The sequence below is a fragment of the Escherichia sp. MOD1-EC6842 genome (genome assembly GCF_002965705.1).
GTDB lineage: Bacteria > Pseudomonadota > Gammaproteobacteria > Enterobacterales > Enterobacteriaceae > Escherichia > Escherichia ruysiae.
Window position 1 is genome coordinate 31647 of sequence record NZ_PTRF01000011.1, and the last position, 16374, is coordinate 48020.

The 16374-nt window shown below is 51.7% G+C and carries 13 protein-coding genes; 5 read left to right on the forward strand and 8 right to left on the reverse strand.

Annotation, left to right across the window (positions count from 1 at the left end):
• Positions 1–71 precede the first annotated feature (71 nt).
• The 5 genes from narI to narK form a co-directional block, all read right to left on the reverse strand.
• A complete protein-coding gene (narI, locus tag A7Z29_RS14260; protein WP_001160110.1) occupies positions 72–749 on the reverse strand; it encodes a respiratory nitrate reductase subunit gamma in 678 nt (225 codons plus the stop codon).
• Positions 749–1459: a nitrate reductase molybdenum cofactor assembly chaperone gene (narJ, locus tag A7Z29_RS14265; RefSeq protein WP_000571678.1), complete on the reverse strand. Its 711-nt coding sequence runs from the start codon at positions 1457–1459 to the stop codon at positions 749–751. The genes narI and narJ overlap by 1 nt, the downstream gene beginning before the upstream one ends.
• Positions 1456–2994 carry a nitrate reductase subunit beta gene (gene narH / locus A7Z29_RS14270; protein ID WP_105279369.1) on the reverse strand — a complete coding sequence of 513 codons (1539 nt, stop codon included), beginning with the start codon at positions 2992–2994 and terminating at the stop codon, positions 1456–1458. The genes narJ and narH overlap by 4 nt, the downstream gene beginning before the upstream one ends.
• Positions 2991–6734 (reverse strand): nitrate reductase subunit alpha, encoded by a 3744-nt coding sequence (locus tag A7Z29_RS14275; RefSeq protein WP_105290394.1) that lies wholly within the window; start codon positions 6732–6734, stop codon positions 2991–2993. The genes narH and A7Z29_RS14275 overlap by 4 nt, the downstream gene beginning before the upstream one ends.
• A gap of 392 nt (positions 6735–7126) precedes the next feature.
• Positions 7127–8518, reverse strand: a complete 1392-nt coding sequence (narK, locus tag A7Z29_RS14280; RefSeq protein ID WP_016158408.1) for a nitrate transporter NarK — start codon at positions 8516–8518, stop codon at positions 7127–7129.
• Positions 8519–8856: 338 nt separating this feature from the next.
• Between narK and narX the strand changes: the two genes are divergently transcribed.
• Both narX and narL read left to right on the forward strand, forming a co-directional pair.
• The gene (gene narX / locus A7Z29_RS14290; protein ID WP_000918092.1) at positions 8857–10653 is read left to right on the forward strand and encodes a nitrate/nitrite two-component system sensor histidine kinase NarX; all 1797 of its coding nucleotides are present in this window, start codon (positions 8857–8859) and stop codon (positions 10651–10653) included.
• Positions 10646–11296, forward strand: coding sequence for a two-component system response regulator NarL (gene narL / locus A7Z29_RS14295; RefSeq protein WP_000070495.1), 651 nt, complete (start codon positions 10646–10648; stop codon positions 11294–11296). The genes narX and narL overlap by 8 nt, the downstream gene beginning before the upstream one ends.
• On the opposite strand, the gene A7Z29_RS14300 is transcribed toward narL, so the two are convergent.
• A complete protein-coding gene (locus A7Z29_RS14300) occupies positions 11297–12691 on the reverse strand; it encodes a YchO/YchP family invasin (protein WP_105290395.1) in 1395 nt (464 codons plus the stop codon).
• A gap of 183 nt (positions 12692–12874) precedes the next feature.
• On the opposite strand from A7Z29_RS14300, the gene ychN reads away from it, so the two are divergent.
• On the forward strand, positions 12875–13228 hold the full coding sequence (gene ychN, locus A7Z29_RS14305) for a DsrE/F sulfur relay family protein YchN (protein WP_001169665.1): 354 nt from the start codon (positions 12875–12877) through the stop codon (positions 13226–13228).
• A 55-nt stretch (positions 13229–13283) separates the two neighbouring features.
• Here ychN and chaC read toward each other — a convergent pair whose 3' ends face one another.
• Both chaC and chaB read right to left on the reverse strand, forming a co-directional pair.
• Entirely contained in the window at positions 13284–13979 is a 696-nt protein-coding gene (gene chaC / locus A7Z29_RS14310) for a glutathione-specific gamma-glutamylcyclotransferase (protein ID WP_010351803.1), read from the reverse strand.
• 157 nt (positions 13980–14136) lie between these two features.
• Positions 14137–14367 (reverse strand): putative cation transport regulator ChaB, encoded by a 231-nt coding sequence (gene chaB / locus A7Z29_RS14315; protein WP_001146436.1) that lies wholly within the window; start codon positions 14365–14367, stop codon positions 14137–14139.
• Between the two features lie 268 nt (positions 14368–14635).
• On the opposite strand from chaB, the gene chaA reads away from it, so the two are divergent.
• Complete coding sequence (gene chaA, locus A7Z29_RS14320) at positions 14636–15736, forward strand: sodium-potassium/proton antiporter ChaA (protein WP_000180147.1); 1101 nt, start codon at positions 14636–14638, stop codon at positions 15734–15736.
• 406 nt (positions 15737–16142) lie between these two features.
• Positions 16143–16250: a type I toxin-antitoxin system toxin Ldr family protein gene (locus A7Z29_RS14330; RefSeq protein WP_000170955.1), complete on the forward strand. Its 108-nt coding sequence runs from the start codon at positions 16143–16145 to the stop codon at positions 16248–16250.
• The last annotated feature ends 124 nt before the right edge of the window (positions 16251–16374 follow it).

A 16374-nucleotide genomic window follows, 5' to 3' on the forward strand; every position in this document is an offset into this window, starting at 1 on the left:
TTAGGTCTGCACACTTTTACACAAAACAAAAAAACCCCGCCGAAGCAGGGTCTATGTGAACTAAATTTCGCTTAGTGACGAGCACGCACCAGCTGATATTTCCGTGTCAGATACTCCACCGGTACGCTCCAGATGTGCACCAGACGCGAGAACGGGAACAGCAGGAATAACGTCATCCCCAGCACCAGGTGCAAACGGAAAATAAACGCGACACCATCAAGGTGCTGAGAAGCGCCACCGTGGAAGGTCACTACCGACTGCGCCCAGCCAACCAGTTTCATCATCTCGCTACCGTCCATATGCTGGGCGGAGAACGGAATGGTCAGCAGCCCCAGCGCACACTGGATAACGAGCAGCGACAAGATCAGGATATCCGCTCCGGTAGTCGTTGCACGCACGCGCGGGCTGAACAGGCGGCGTTTTAGCAACAGCACACCGCCAATCAGGCACAGCACGCCGCTGGCACCACCAGCAAACATCGCCATTTTCTGTTTCACTTCAATCGGCAACCACGCTTCATACATCCAGTGCGGCGTCAGCATACCGAAGAAGTGACCGACAAAAATCCCCAGAATTCCGATATGGAACAGGTTAGACGCAAGGTTCATCCCTTTGCGATCCAGCATCTGGCTGGACGCCGCGCGCCAGGTGTACTGCCCGTAGTCATAGCGCAGCCAGCTACCAATCAGGAAGACCGCCCCGGCAATGTACGGGTAGATATCAAAGAAGAACATATTCAGGAATTGCATTAGTGCTGTCCTCCGGTGGTGATATTCAGATATTGCGGCGCGACGGCACCGGCAAAGCGACGCTGATGAGCAGTGATTGCCGAATCACCGCAGCCTTTGTCAGCAAAGAATTTAACCTGCTCTTCTTCCCAGACAGCATCCAGCGCCTGCGGCGTATCATCGCGCGCTTCATCGGCAATTTTTTCCGCCACTTTGTCGCTGTCGATAGCGGTATTCGCCAGTTTCAGCAGCAGATCAAACAGCACTGCATAACGGCTTTCACGCTGTTGCAGACGAGCACTTAGCAACGCCAGAATCGGCGCGATATCTTTCAAACCTTCCACGGCTTCGCTTTGCGGCAGCTGCGCCAGGTACTCCAGATACAGCGGCAGATGATCCGGCAGTTCACGACTGTTTAACTGCAAGCCGTGCTGCTCGTACTGCGCCAGCAAATCCACCATCGCCTGACCACGATCGCGGGATTCGCCGTGCACATGTTCAAACAGTAACAGCGACGTGGCACGACCACGGTCGAACAGTTCGCTGTACTGCGCCTGAGCGTCCAGCGGATCCATCGCAGTTAAATCGCGCAGGAAAATGCCCAGCGCATGGGCATCCTCTTTTGACAGATTTTCCGACGCGGCAATCGCCTCAAACATCTCTTGTTGATGCTGCCATAAGGCAGCATCCGGATATTCAAGGAGACGCGATACAATCACGAGTTCGATCATGGATGCGGCTCCGTTTTACTGGTCACGTCGATGGCATCGATACGACGGCTGTTGAACAGATTGAATTTGGTATCTGAACCGTGGCAGCCGTCACCAAAGGTAAAGCCGCAACCATTTTTCTCCGGGAAGGCTTCCCGCGCCAGTTCACGATGGCTGCTCGGCACCACAAAGCGATCTTCATAGTTTGCAATCGCCAGATAACGGTACATCTCCTGTGCCTGGGCTTCGGTCAGGCCGACCTCTTCCAGCGCACGGGTATCAACTTTACCGTCAACGGTTTCAGCTCGTTTGTAATGACGCATTGCCAGCATACGTTTCAACGCGAGCAGTACCGGTTGGGTATCACCGGCGGTCAGCAGATTCGCCAGGTACTGAACCGGGATACGCAGGCTTTCTACGTCTGGCAAAATGCCGTTGTTGCCCAGTTCGCCCGCGTCTGCCGCAGACTGAATCGGTGACAGAGGCGGCACGTACCAGACCATCGGCAATGTGCGATATTCCGGATGCAGCGGCAGCGCCAGTTTCCAGTCCATCGCCATTTTATACACCGGCGACTGTTGTGCGGCTTCAATAACGCTTAGCGGAATACCGTCTTTAATCGCTTGCTCGATGACTTTCGGATCGTTCGGGTCGAGGAACACTTCCAGCTGACGCTGGTAGAGATCTTTCTCGTTCTCGGTGCTGGCTGCACGTTCAATGGCGTCGGCATCGTACAACAGCACGCCAAGATAACGGATACGACCCACACAGGTTTCTGAGCACACCGTCGGCTGACCGGCTTCAATACGCGGATAGCAGAAGATGCACTTCTCAGATTTACCGCTCTTCCAGTTGAAGTAGATTTTTTTGTACGGGCATCCGGTGATGCACATACGCCAGCCACGGCATTTATCCTGATCGATCAGTACGATGCCATCTTCTTCACGTTTGTAGATAGCCCCGCTCGGACAGGTCGCCACACATGCCGGGTTGAGGCAGTGTTCGCACAGACGCGGCAAATACATCATGAAGGTGTTTTCGAACTGGCTATACATCGCCTTCTGGATGTTGTCGAAGTTCTTGTCTTTCGCCAGTTTGTCAAACTCGCCGCCCAGGTCATCTTCCCAGTTCGGCCCTTTTTCGATTTTCGCCATCCGTTCGCCAGTAATCAGCGAACGCGGACGGGCAATCGGCTGCGATTTGCTGCCTTCCGGCGCGGTATGCAGATTCTGATAATCAAAATCGAACGGCTCGTAATAATCGTCGATCCCCGGCAAATGCGGGTTGGCGAAGATTTTACCCAGCAGCATCGCGCGGTTACCCATACGCGGTTGCAGTTTGCCGTTGATTTTACGGATCCAACCGCCTTTGTATTTTTCCTGGTTTTCCCAGTCGGTCGGGAACCCCTGACCCGGCTTGGTTTCCACGTTGTTGAACCACGCGTACTCAACGCCTTCGCGGCTGGTCCAGACGTTTTTACAGGTAACTGAACAGGTGTGGCAGCCGATGCACTTATCGAGATTCAGCACCATGCCGACTTGTGAACGAATTTTCATTTTACGCTCTCCTGTACCTGGTCATTGCCTTCGCCATCTAACCAGTCAATGTTCTTCATCTTACGCACTACAACAAACTCATCGCGGTTAGAACCTACGGTGCCGTAGTAGTTAAAGCCGTATGCCAGATGGGCATAGCCACCGATCATATGCGTCGGTTTCGGCGTGATACGGGTGACCGAGTTATGAATCCCCCCACGCTGCTGCGTGATTTCCGAACCCGGCAGGTTAACGATACGTTCCTGCGCGTGGTACATCATGGTCATCCCTGCCGGAACACGCTGGCTGACAACCGCACGGGCAGTCAGCGCACCATTGCTGTTGAAGACTTCAATCCAGTCGTTGTCGCCAATACCCAAATCTTTAGCATCGGCTTCGCTCAGCCAGACCACCGGACCACCACGACCTAAAGTCAGCATCAGCAGGTTGTCGCTGTAAGTGGAATGGATCCCCCACTTCTGGTGCGGCGTCAGGAAGTTCAGAGCTTTTTCCGGGTTACCGTTAGATTTCTGTCCCATCACTTCTTTCACCGAACGGGTATCGATCGGCGGACGATAAACCAGCAGGCTTTCACCGAAATCACGCATCCACTGATGATCCTGATACAGCTGCTGACGACCAGAGAGCGTGCGCCACGGAATTAGCTCGTGAACGTTGGTGTAACCGGCGTTGTAAGAAACGTGTTCATCTTCCAGACCAGACCAGGTCGGGCTGGAGATAATTTTGCGCGGCTGTGCCTGAATATCACGGAAGCGGATCTTCTCGTCTTCTTTATTCAGCGCCAGATGCGTATGGTCACGACCGGTAAACTCGCTCAGTGCCGCCCAGGCTTTCACGGCTACCTGACCGTTGGTTTCCGGTGCCAGCGTCAGGATCATCTCTGCCGCATCAATTGCGGTGTTGAGCATTGGCTGGCCTTTCGCCGGGCCTTCAGCCTTGGTGTAGTTGAGCTTACGCAGCAGATCCATCTCACTCTGGGTGTTCCAGGCAATCCCTTTACCGCCGTTACCGATTTTCTCCATCAGCGGGCCGATAGAGGTAAAGCGTTCGTAAGTGGCCGGATAATCACGCTCAACCACCATAATATGCGGTGCGGTTTTACCTGGGATCAGATCGCATTCGCCTTTTTTCCAGTCTTTCACATCCAGCGGCTGCGCCAGTTCGGCGGCGGAGTCGTGCTGGATTGGCAGCGTAACGATGTCGGTTTCTTTACCCAGATGACCAACGCACACTTCGGAGAATTTCTTCGCGATAGCTTTGTAGATTTCCCAGTCGCTTTTCGCTTCCCAGGCCGGATCGACCGCCGCAGACAGCGGGTGAATAAACGGATGCATATCCGAAGTATTCATGTCGTCTTTTTCGTACCAGGTCGCCGTCGGCAAAATGATGTCGGAATAGAGACAGGTGCTCGACAGACGGAAGTCCAGCGTCACCACCAGATCCAGCTTGCCTTCCAGACCGTTATCCTGCCAGTCCACTTCTTCCGGCTTCACGCCGCCCTGCTGCCCCAGATCTTTACCCTGGATACCGTGTTCCGTCCCCAGCAGGTACTTGAGCATAAACTCATGACCTTTACCGGAAGAGCCCAGCAGGTTAGAACGCCAGATAAACAGGTTACGCGGATGGTTTTTGCCGTTTTCCGGCTGTTCCGCAGCAAAACGGATTGAACCCTCTTTCAGGGATTTCACCGTATAGTCCACCGGATTCATGCCCGCTTTTTCTGCTTCGCGAGCAATAGTCAGCGGGTTAGTGCCTAACTGCGGTGCAGACGGCAGCCAGCCCATGCGTTCTGCACGGACGTTAAAGTCGATCAGGTGTCCGGTATAACGGGATTTATCCGCCATCGGCGACAGCAGTTCTTCCGCAGTCACGGTTTCATAACGCCACTGGCTGGAGTGGTTATAGAAATAAGAAGTGCTGTTCATGTGACGCGCCGGACGCTGCCAGTCAAGGGCAAACGCCAGCGGCTGCCAGCCGGTTTGCGGACGCAGTTTTTCCTGACCTACGTAGTGTGCCCAACCGCCACCGCTCTGACCAACGCAGCCGCAGAAAATCAGCATGTTGATCAGACCGCGATAGTTCATATCGAGGTGATACCAGTGGTTCAGACCGGCACCAACAATGATCATTGAACGACCGTGCGTCTTATCAGCGTTGTCGGCAAATTCACGGGCAATGCGGATAATCTGGCTACGAGAAACACCGGTGATCTGCTCGGCCCAGGCCGGGGTGTAGGCTTTCACGTCGTCATAGCTGGTTGCGCAGTTAACGTCGTTCAGACCACGCTCCAGGCCGTAGTTTGCCAGCGTCAAATCATAAACGGTGGTCACCAGTGCGGTGCTGCCATCAGCCAGTTGCAGGCGTTTTACCGGCAGCTTGTGCAGCAGAATGTTTTCCAGCTCCACTTTGTTGAAGTGTTCCGTGCCGTCGCCGCCAAAGTACGGGAAGCCCACTTCGGCAATCTCATCCTGACTACCCAGCAGACTCAGTTGCAGTTCGGTTTCTTCGCCGGTTTTGCCATCGCGCTGCTCAAGATTCCATTTGCCCTTCTCGCCCCAACGGAAGCCAATAGAACCGTTCGGCGCAACCATTTCACCTTGCGTATTAAAGGCGACGGTTTTCCATTCCGGGTTGTTTTCCTGACCCAGCGAATCAACCAGATCGGCGGCACGCAGCATACGACCCGCAGCGTAATAACCGTCGCGCTCTTCCAGCATTACCAGCATCGGCATGTCGGTGTAGCGACGCACATAATCGGTGAAATACTGGCTTGGGTTATCGAGATGGAATTCACGCAGCATCACGTGACCCATTGCCAGCGCCATTGCTGCGTCGGTGCCCTGTTTCGGTGCCAGCCACAGATCGCACAGTTTGGCGATTTCAGCGTAGTCCGGCGTGACGGCAACGGTTTTGGTGCCTTTGTAACGCACTTCGGTAAAGAAGTGAGCGTCCGGGGTACGGGTCTGCGGAACGTTAGAGCCCCAGGCGATGATATAGCTGGAGTTGTACCAGTCAGCGGATTCCGGTACGTCAGTTTGCTCGCCCCAGGTTTGCGGAGACGCAGGAGGCAGGTCGCAGTACCAGTCGTAGAAGCTTAAGCAAGTACCGCCAATCAGCGAAAGATAGCGAGCACCTGATGCGTAAGAAACCATCGACATTGCCGGAATTGGCGAGAAGCCAGCGACACGATCCGGGCCGTAGTTTTTGATGGTGTAAACGTTAGACGCGGCGATCAGTTCGTTCACTTCCTGCCAGGAAGAACGAACAAAACCACCGCGTCCACGCGCCTGCTTAAAGCTTTTCGCTTTATCGGCGTCTTCGATAATAGAAGCCCATGCCTCAACCGGATCGCTATGCTGCGCCTTCGCTTCACGCCACATTTTCATCAGGCGTTTGCGCATCATCGGGTATTTCAGACGGTTGGCGCTATAGAGATACCAGGAGTAGCTGGCACCGCGCGGGCAGCCGCGAGGTTCATGGTTTGGCAGATCCGGACGAGTACGCGGATAGTCAGTCTGCTGGGTTTCCCAGGTCACCAGACCGTTTTTAACGTAGATTTTCCAGCTGCAGGAGCCGGTGCAGTTTACCCCGTGGGTAGAGCGGACAATTTTGTCATGCTGCCAACGCTGGCGATATCCATCCTCCCAGTCACGGTTGGTATCGAGAAGCTGGCCATGCCCATCGGCAAAGGTATCACCCTTCTGTTTGAAGTAGCGAAACCGGTCCAGGAATTTACTCATCGGTTTTCTCCTGTGGGAGCCTGTCGGCTCTCTGATAAATCGACATTGCTAATGTTTAAAACGAAGGTAACGCTCTGAAACGTCGTGGGAATTGATAACGATCAAGAGTGGTGGGGATGAAAAATAAAGTAAATTCCTAATATACCTCTTTGGGGTAATTAATATTTATTATCCAACTTATTGTAAATTAATGTTTTTTACATCCAATGTCATTTAATCACTTCGGATTTTTATACAGATGGGTATTAAGGAGTATCCCCCATGGATGACATATTAATGGTGCTTAATTGACGCCGTTGAAATAATCATCTCTCTATAAGTATGTTGTAACTAAATGACAAATAAAAAAAGCGCGACATTATGCCGCGCAAAGGATAATCAAATATTACGATTTATTTTTTAGAATGCCGACCATATACCGCCCAGGTAATTACTACGCAGGCGATATAGAAAATCAAAAATACTTTCATTGCACCGACTGGCGACCCTGTTAATGCCAGTGAGCTACCGAACGCTTTCGGGATAAAGAAGCCACCGATAGCGCCAATCGCGGAGATGAAGCCCAGCGCCGCCGCAGTGTCGGTTGCCGCTTCACGCATGGCACGTTCGTCAGAACCGCCTTCTGCTTTCACGCGATCCATCGTCAGTTTACGGAAGATCACGGAAATCATCTGGAAGGTGGAACCACTACCCAGCCCCGCCGTCAGGAACAGCGCCAGGAAGACCGCAAAGAATGCCATGAAGTTTCCGCCTTGCCCGTCAGTCGGTAAGGTGAGGAACAGCAGGCCACTGAAAATCGCCATCAGCACGAAGTTCACCAGCGTGACCCGAGTACCGCCGAGACGGTCAGACAATGCTCCCCCCGCAGAACGCGCCAGTGCGCCAATAAACGGCCCAAAGAAGGCGTAGTGCAGGATCTGTACATCCGGGAACTGCGTTTTTGACAGCATGGCAAAACCCGCAGAGAAACCGATGAAGGAACCGAAGGTTGCCAGATACAGCAGGCTCATAATCCACAGATGACCCCGTTTGAGTACTGGCAACTGCTCCTTGATAGAGGCTTTCGAGGTAGCAAGGTCGTTCATGCCAAACCACGCTGCAATGGTGAAGATGGCGAGGAACGGCACCCATACCCAGGACGCGTTAGCCAGATACAACTCGGTGCCATCCGGCTGTGTTACGCCCTGGCTGCCAAATGCAGCAAAAATTGACAGTGATACCACCAGCGGAGCAACCAGCTGCATGACGCTAACGCCCATGTTGCCCAGACCACCATTCAGCCCCAGTGCACCACCCTGCTTCTGCTTGGGAAAGAAGAAGCTAATGTTTGCCATACTGGATGCGAAGTTCGCGCCAGCAAAGCCGCACAGCAGAGAAATAATGATGAATACGCTGTATGGCGTAGTGGTGTCCTGCACGGCAAAACCCAGCCAGACGCAAGGAATAATGAGAATGCCGGTGCTGAACGCCGTCCAGCGACGACCACCGAAGATTGGAACCATAAAGGAGTATGGCACACGCAATAATGCGCCAGAAACCGAAGGTAGTGCGGTCAAAAGAAACAGCTGATCGGTCGTAAAATTAAAGCCGACTTTCGGTAAATTTACCGCGACGGCACTGAATAACATCCATACACAAAACGCCAGTAGCAGACAGGGAACGGAAATCCACAGATTGCGGCTGGCTATACGCTGGCCGCGCTGTTGCCAGAACGCAGGATCTTCCGGTCGCCAATCAGTAATGACAGCTCCAGTAGCCCTTTCGGGGGCGGATGAGTGACTCATAGACACCTCTGATACTCGTTTCGATGTCTGCCACCTTAGTGTCTGTAGCCAAAGGTAATTTGATGTAAATCAAACGATAAGATAACTTTATCTATCATTGATATTTATGATTACCCATAGTGAGTACGGAGATTTCATAAAAATTATGAGATTTTTCACAGTACTGTAAAATCCCTACCCTTACTGATGTAAATCGACTAACCACACGGCAAATAAGGAGTAACTCTTTCCAGGTATGGGTATACTTCAGCCAATAGCCGAGAATAACGCCATTCCAGAATGTATCGTCACATTCATTAAGGTTATTGCTCATTCAAAGCCTGAAGGAAGAGGTTTACATGCTTAAACGTTGTCTCTCTCCGCTCACCCTGGTTAATCAGGTTGCGCTTATTGTTTTGCTTTCTACCGCTATTGGACTGGCGGGGATGGCGGTTTCTGGCTGGCTGGTACAAGGCGTTCAGGGCAGCGCCCATGCTATTAACAAAGCGGGATCGCTGCGTATGCAAACTTACCGGCTACTGGCGGCAGTACCATTAAGCGAGAAAGACAAGCCCTTAATCAAAGAGATGGAACAAACGGCATTTAGCACCGAATTAACTCGAGCAGCAGAACGAGACGGGCAACTGGCGCAATTACAGGGGTTGCAGGATTACTGGCGCCATGAGCTGATTCCTGCGCTGCTACACGCACAAAGCCGCGAAACGGTGTCGGCTGACGTCAGCCAGTTTGTCGCCGGGCTTGATCAGTTGGTGTCTGGTTTTGACCGCACCACAGAAATGCGCATTGAGACGGTCGTACTGGTTCATCGGGTGATGGCTGTGTTTATGGCACTTCTGCTGGTATTTACCATCATATGGCTGCGGGCACGGCTGCTACAGCCGTGGCGGCAATTGCTGGCGATGGCGAGTGCCGTCAGCCATCGCGATTTTACCCAGCGGGCGAATATCAGCGGGCGCAACGAAATGGCGATGCTTGGAACGGCATTGAACAATATGTCTGCAGAACTGGCCGAAAGTTATGCCGTACTTGAGCATCGGGTACAGGAGAAAACCGCCGGGCTGGAGCATAAAAATCAAATACTCTCGTTTTTGTGGCAGGCTAACCGTCGTTTGCATTCTCGCGCCCCACTGTGTGAACGCCTGTCACCTGTACTCAATGGATTGCAAAATTTAACCCTGCTGCGTGATATCGAACTGCGTGTATATGACACTGAAGATGAAGAGAATCATCAGGAGTTTACCTGCCAGCCGGATATGACCTGCGACGACAAAGGCTGCCAACTCTGCCCACGCGGGGTATTACCCGTTGGTGATCGCGGCACTACCCTGAAATGGCGACTGGCAGATTCCCATATGCAGTACGGCATTTTGCTGGCGACCCTGCCTCAGGGACGCCATCTGAGCCATGATCAACAGCAACTGGTGGATACGCTGGTTGAACAATTAACCGCCACTCTGGCGCTGGATCGCCATCAGGAACGCCAGCAGCAGTTGATCGTGATGGAAGAGCGTGCCACCATTGCGCGCGAACTACATGATTCTATTGCCCAATCTCTCTCTTGTATGAAGATGCAGGTGAGTTGTTTACAGATGCAAGGCGACGCACTGCCAGAAAGCAGCCGCGAACTGTTAAGCCAGATCCGTAACGAACTGAATGCGTCATGGGCGCAGTTGCGTGAGTTGCTCACCACATTCCGTTTGCAGCTCACAGAACCGGGATTACGCCCGGCACTGGAGGCAAGTTGTGAAGAGTACAGCGCCAAATTTGGCTTCCCGGTGAAGCTGGATTACCAGTTGCCACCGCGTCTGGTGCCCTCGCATCAGGCAATCCATCTGTTGCAAATTGCCCGTGAGGCATTAAGTAACGCCCTCAAACATTCGCAAGCGAGCGAGGTCGTTGTGACGGTGGCGCAAAACGATAATCAGGTCAAACTGACCGTCCAGGATAACGGCTGCGGGGTGCCTGAAAATGCCATCCGCAGCAATCACTACGGCATGATAATTATGCGTGACCGTGCGCAAAGTCTGCGTGGCGACTGTCGCGTCCGCCGTCGTGAATCAGGTGGCACCGAAGTGGTGGTCACTTTTATTCCCGAAAAAACTTTCACAGACGTCCAAGGAGATATCCATGAGTAATCAGGAACCGGCTACTATCCTGCTGATCGACGATCACCCGATGCTGCGAACTGGCGTAAAACAGCTTATCAGCATGGCCCCCGATATCACTGTGGTTGGCGAAGCGAGCAATGGCGAGCAGGGTATTTTACTTGCGGAATCTCTCGATCCTGATCTGATTCTGCTTGATCTGAATATGCCCGGCATGAACGGTCTGGAAACGCTGGATAAACTGCGCGAAAAATCTTTATCCGGCCGCATTGTGGTATTCAGCGTCTCGAACCATGAAGAGGACGTCGTCACCGCGCTGAAACGCGGCGCAGATGGCTATCTGTTAAAAGATATGGAGCCGGAAGATCTGTTAAAAGCGTTGCACCAGGCTGCAGCTGGCGAAATGGTATTAAGCGAGGCGTTAACCCCTGTTCTGGCCGCCAGCCTGCGTGCTAACCGCGCCACGACTGAACGCGACGTCAACCAGTTAACGCCGCGCGAGCGCGATATTCTGAAACTGATTGCTCAGGGCTTACCGAATAAGATGATCGCCCGTCGCCTGGACATCACTGAAAGCACGGTCAAAGTGCACGTGAAGCACATGCTGAAAAAAATGAAGCTTAAATCTCGTGTGGAAGCCGCAGTATGGGTGCATCAGGAACGTATTTTCTGATTATGGTTCCCAGCGCAGTTCGTCCTTTGCCATTTCATCGAAAGGTTCGGCAAGCGTTAGCGTGATCTCATTGGAAGAGACACGCTGTCCCTGGTTATCTTCCACCACCACCGACAAGCGCCATCGATTGGTCGCCTCTTCTCCACTTTGCCAGTCCGGCACGATCAGCGTCCAGCCATCCGCACTATTGGCTGTGGCTCCCGATGTCAGACTTAACATCTGTGTATCCCCTTGCCAGATCAATTGTCGAATACCGTAACGACTGTGGATTTGTAATTTCAGCGGCACCGTTTCACCAGGTTTAAGATCCCAGGGGGGCGTCGCCAGAAATACCGTTAAGGTTTTACGCTGATGATACTCAATGACCGGCAGATTATTCCGCTGCGGATTGTCATAGCGACTGCCTCGCAACGACTGACTCTCAGCAACTTCGCCAGCAGAAAGTTGTTTGTTTAGTGGCACCCCAAAGCGGTAGTTAATATTCAGCCCGAGATTATTTTGGCTTTCTCCACTTTCGCCTTGTTTATGCTGAGCGGTCATAGTAACGAGTGGAACAGGGGTGTAATTAAGCCCCAGACTCATGGCGACAGGATTATGGTAACCCGTGCCAGAATTAAACAGATCGACACGCTGACCAAAATATTGTTCGAGGCTGACACTGGTGTTGAGATGCTGGTAAAACGGCATTCGCATCCGGGCAGTCAGATCATAACCACGCGCCATACGCTGCTCGAGCGAGGCAGTCTGTTCATGCCATGAGGCAAAAGGCTGGTAATAATTTGCCGACAAGCGTAGATATTCTCCCCATGCTTCAGCGCCAAACCCTGCCCGCTGAAGATTTTCATCTAACAAGTTGTCATAAAACGTGTTGTATCCCATCAACCATGTGCCATGCCTCCAGCGTTGACCAACGCCAAGGTTACTTACCAGGCCATCGTCCTGCTGGGTGAGTCCAAGTTGGCTCCATGTGAGATAACGCTCGTTATCCTGCAACGGTACAAACCAGCTCCCCCGGCTGCCGGTGAAATGCCCTTCGTTATCCACTTTGACGTCAACACTGGCGTTCCCCCACGGCGAAAGCCAGGACTCCACATGTTGATTAACCTGCTGACTGAGCGCATCACGAACTTTTCCCAGCGCAAAGGCTTTTGCCTGCTCACCTGTATCCTGACCGTTATCAGTCATACTGGTTTCACCAAAATCTTTCACGATTTCGGCGAAGTGTTTTTCACCGTCATGATTTTCCGGTGCCATTCCTAAGTCCGGCAGACCATCCTTATCGTTATCAAAAGGATTTACCGATTGCTGCTCAACGGATGGCTGTGCGCTAGCTATACCGCCTGCCAGCAGCAAGAGTAAATAAAGTGGGGTAACACGAGAGACGATACGGCTCAAAACGTCAGTAATTTCCGATAAAAATGAACACCCATTACTTTATAGAATAACGATTACTGGTAACTTTTCTCGTACTTTCTCATGCTTTATGGAAAATCCTAAAAATGTGGCAAATTGGTCAGACAGCGTAAAAGCAGTAAGATAGAAGTCGAAAATCTAATTATCTGAATACTGGAGTGAGTAATGCAAAAAATCGTGATCGTTGCCAATGGCGCGCCCTACGGGAGCGAATCCTTATTTAATAGCCTGCGGCTGGCCATTGCGCTACGGGAGCAGGAGAGCAACCTGGATCTGCGTCTGTTCCTGATGTCTGATGCGGTAACTGCCGGATTACGCGGACAAAAACCGGGGGAAGGCTACAATATTCAGCAAATGCTCGAGATCCTCACTGCGCAAAATGTACCTGTGAAATTGTGCAAAACCTGCACCGATGGTCGCGGTATCAGCCCACTTCCGCTGATTGATGGAGTTGAAATTGGCACACTGGTCGAACTGGCGCAATGGACGCTGGTTGCCGATAAAGTGCTCACGTTTTAATTGCAGTATGGGGCGCTCAAGGTTACAGAAACGCCCCGCTGTGATAACAGTTTCATCAGGCAAAACCGGGCCGTAAGACACCATCCGGGAAATTCTCCGCCAGCAGTTTTTTCACCGACACCAGTAAATCATTCAGCCCGTCATCCTGCATCCCCAGTTTGTTGAGCTCTTGTTCCAGAGAAAATAAATACTGTGCATTGGTTCCAAGCGGACCACTCGCCGCAGCAATCAACGGAGCAATCACCTGAGCTCGGGTATCGGACTCATATTCAGGATGGCGCGGGTCCATAATAAACACCAGCGCGTTGACTGTGCGCCCGTCATCAAGATCAAGCTGACACCAGGTTGGCAGGTAGCAGCCGGTAATCATCTCCCGCTTCCACAGCAAGGTCAGTTCCTGCTCCAGCGTCTCTTCCGGCAAGCGATACGCCACTCCCGTGGTGCGGCCGCCCTCTTTCAGAGCAAGCATTCTTCCCGGCTGGTGTGCCGTCCCCCTTCCGGCGGTCAGACGCAGACAGAACGCCCGGTGCCACCCAACCAGCGTACCGGTACAGGACTCGATAAACTCCAGCGCCGGATTCCACATCAACGATCCATAACCGAAGATCCACACCGCCCCCTCATCAGGACGACAAGCCAGCGTAGCTGCCAGCGAGGCTGCCCGCTGTTCTGCCGACCATAAGAGTGATTCTTCAATAGTGCCAAATGCCGTTTTACAATCGGCATTCATCAAGAAATCCCGCGTTATCACCTTATACCTCCGCCACTGCATACTTCCCTGCGACAACTTTTTGGTGTCTTCCAGACATTTTTACTGCTCATTTTGGAACCATTACCGGGACAATATGCAATCTGCAGACCACTTGCAAGGCGACGCCGCACGAATAGCTTTAACTCATCACCGGGAGTTATAACTTTTTATGCCATTTATCATCACTTCCTTTAGCATATTCATGTTTCACTGCTGCCCAGGCCACTTTATGCGCTGTCTCCTCCCGACTGGCATCATCACGCCGATCTTCTTTATCTTTATATTGATCCCAGGCGCTGTTGAATGCCTCTTTATAGATATCCTGGGCATGGGACGGTAGAACGTGTTTTACATTTTCCGGCAGATCGCTTTTTGTTTTATACGGCATTGTTGACTCCTTTTTTAAAGGTGAACTTTAAGTGTGGTCAACAATATCCACGCTTGCCAGCATATAAGACTTTTCACGTCAGACTCTTCTTAAGAGGTGCTAATACAAACATTGTCTAAACACGTTGATTATTTTTATACCCCAAAGAGTAAAAAAGCGACAGCGGGGTAAAATTTCGTAAAATGTTACCGATATCCAGACACTTTCTGTTATTTTTTCTGCCTATTTATTACATTTTCGACAAATTCATCTGCAAAGGATAACCATAATGACAAATGCTCACGAGGCGGTAAAAACCCGCCACAAGGAGACCTCGCTTATTTTCCCGGTTCTGGCGCTGGTAGTGCTGTTCCTGTGGGGAAGCAGTCAAACACTACCAGTGGTCATAGGCATCAATCTTCTTGCGCTTATTGGTATTTTAAGCAGCGCCTTTAGTGTTGTCCGTCATGCGGACGTATTAGCCCATCGACTGGGGGAACCTTATGGCTCTCTTATTCTTAGCCTTTCCGTGGTTATTCTTGAAGTCAGTTTGATATCAGCCTTAATGGCGACCGGCGATGCGGCGCCGACGTTAATGCGAGATACACTCTATTCAATCATTATGATTGTTACTGGTGGACTGGTTGGTTTTTCATTACTGTTGGGCGGGCGCAAATTTGCCACCCAATATATGAATCTGTTTGGTATTAAACAGTATTTAATCGCCCTGTTTCCATTGGCAATTATTGTGCTGGTATTCCCGATGGCTCTGCCTGCAGCGAATTTTTCAACTGGTCAGGCGTTGCTGGTGGCATTAATTTCCGCAGCAATGTACGGCGTATTTTTGCTAATTCAGACCAAAACGCATCAGAGTCTGTTTGTCTATGAACATGAAGATGACAGTGATGATGACGATCCGCACCATGGTAAACCGTCTGCCCATAGCAGCCTGTGGCATGCCGTCTGGTTGATTATCCATTTAATTGCGGTGATAGCGGTTACCAAAATGAACGCCAGTCCGCTGGAAACACTGCTCACCAGCATGAATGCTCCGGTGGCCTTTACCGGTTTCCTGGTGGCGCTATTGATTCTTTCGCCGGAAGGCTTAGGGGCGTTAAAAGCGGTATTAAACAACCAGGTCCAGCGCGCGATGAATCTGTTCTTTGGTTCGGTGTTAGCAACCATTTCACTTACCGTACCTGTCGTCACGCTGATCGCCTTTATGACAGGCAATGAATTGCAGTTTGCGCTTGGTGCGCCAGAAATGGTGGTAATGGTAGCCTCTTTGGTGCTGTGCCATATCTCCTTCTCCACCGGACGTACTAACGTACTCAACGGCGCGGCACATCTGGCTCTCTTTGCCGCCTATTTGATGACAATATTTGCCTGACATTGATATCTCCCCCTGGCGGCGGAAGCTGGGGGAGATAATAAAAATACCTGCCCGGTTCCTTTCTTCAGTTATTCTGAACAATTCGTCAGACATAATTGCGAGCCTGCACCACAACATGCAAGAAAGCACTGCAACAGTTGATGAAAAGCTGGAATGTACTCTTCATTACGAACGTTTCAGTGGTGAAGTAAAGAAGGCTTGAGACGTAGTATCCACACCAAGCCGGCGTTATCCGGTGAGGCGCAATGTTGCGGGGGCTTTATCCCTGGTGGCATTGGTTGCTGGAAAGAGAAAACCCCCGCACGTTGAGAGGTAAAACCTGACAACAGAACGGGGGCTAATCTTGAACCATCAACAATTCAAGAATAGCCGCAAAATGTTGTCATTACAACAAGGCGGCTATATGACGCTCGCGCAGTTTGCCATGATTTTCTGGCACGACCTGGCAGCACCGATCCTGGCGGGAATTATTACCGCAGCGATTGTCAGCTGGTGGCGTAACCGGAAGTAAGGCGAATACGGGCGTCAGGCTGCCGTGATGGCAATATGCGCCCGAAACCGGCCGCAGGGGTAACAGCCTGTGGCCTTTTTTGTATCTGGCACCCATGAAAAAAGTCTTAACGCAGAACGCTAAG

What these genes read in the sequence shown, in the direction of transcription:
- narH (WP_105279369.1), bottom strand. Translation starts at nt 2,994, where the DNA reads ATGAAAATTCGTTCACAAGTCGGCATGGTGCTGAATCTCGATAAGTGC.
- narJ (WP_000571678.1), bottom strand. Translation starts at nt 1,459, where the DNA reads ATGATCGAACTCGTGATTGTATCGCGTCTCCTTGAATATCCGGATGCT.
- narL (WP_000070495.1), top strand. Translation starts at nt 10,646, where the DNA reads ATGAGTAATCAGGAACCGGCTACTATCCTGCTGATCGACGATCACCCG.
- narK (WP_016158408.1), bottom strand. Translation starts at nt 8,518, where the DNA reads ATGAGTCACTCATCCGCCCCCGAAAGGGCTACTGGAGCTGTCATTACT.
- A7Z29_RS14330 (WP_000170955.1), top strand. Translation starts at nt 16,143, where the DNA reads ATGACGCTCGCGCAGTTTGCCATGATTTTCTGGCACGACCTGGCAGCA.
- narX (WP_000918092.1), top strand. Translation starts at nt 8,857, where the DNA reads ATGCTTAAACGTTGTCTCTCTCCGCTCACCCTGGTTAATCAGGTTGCG.
- ychN (WP_001169665.1), top strand. Translation starts at nt 12,875, where the DNA reads ATGCAAAAAATCGTGATCGTTGCCAATGGCGCGCCCTACGGGAGCGAA.
- chaA (WP_000180147.1), top strand. Translation starts at nt 14,636, where the DNA reads ATGACAAATGCTCACGAGGCGGTAAAAACCCGCCACAAGGAGACCTCG.
- narI (WP_001160110.1), bottom strand. Translation starts at nt 749, where the DNA reads ATGCAATTCCTGAATATGTTCTTCTTTGATATCTACCCGTACATTGCC.
- chaB (WP_001146436.1), bottom strand. Translation starts at nt 14,367, where the DNA reads ATGCCGTATAAAACAAAAAGCGATCTGCCGGAAAATGTAAAACACGTT.
- A7Z29_RS14275 (WP_105290394.1), bottom strand. Translation starts at nt 6,734, where the DNA reads ATGAGTAAATTCCTGGACCGGTTTCGCTACTTCAAACAGAAGGGTGAT.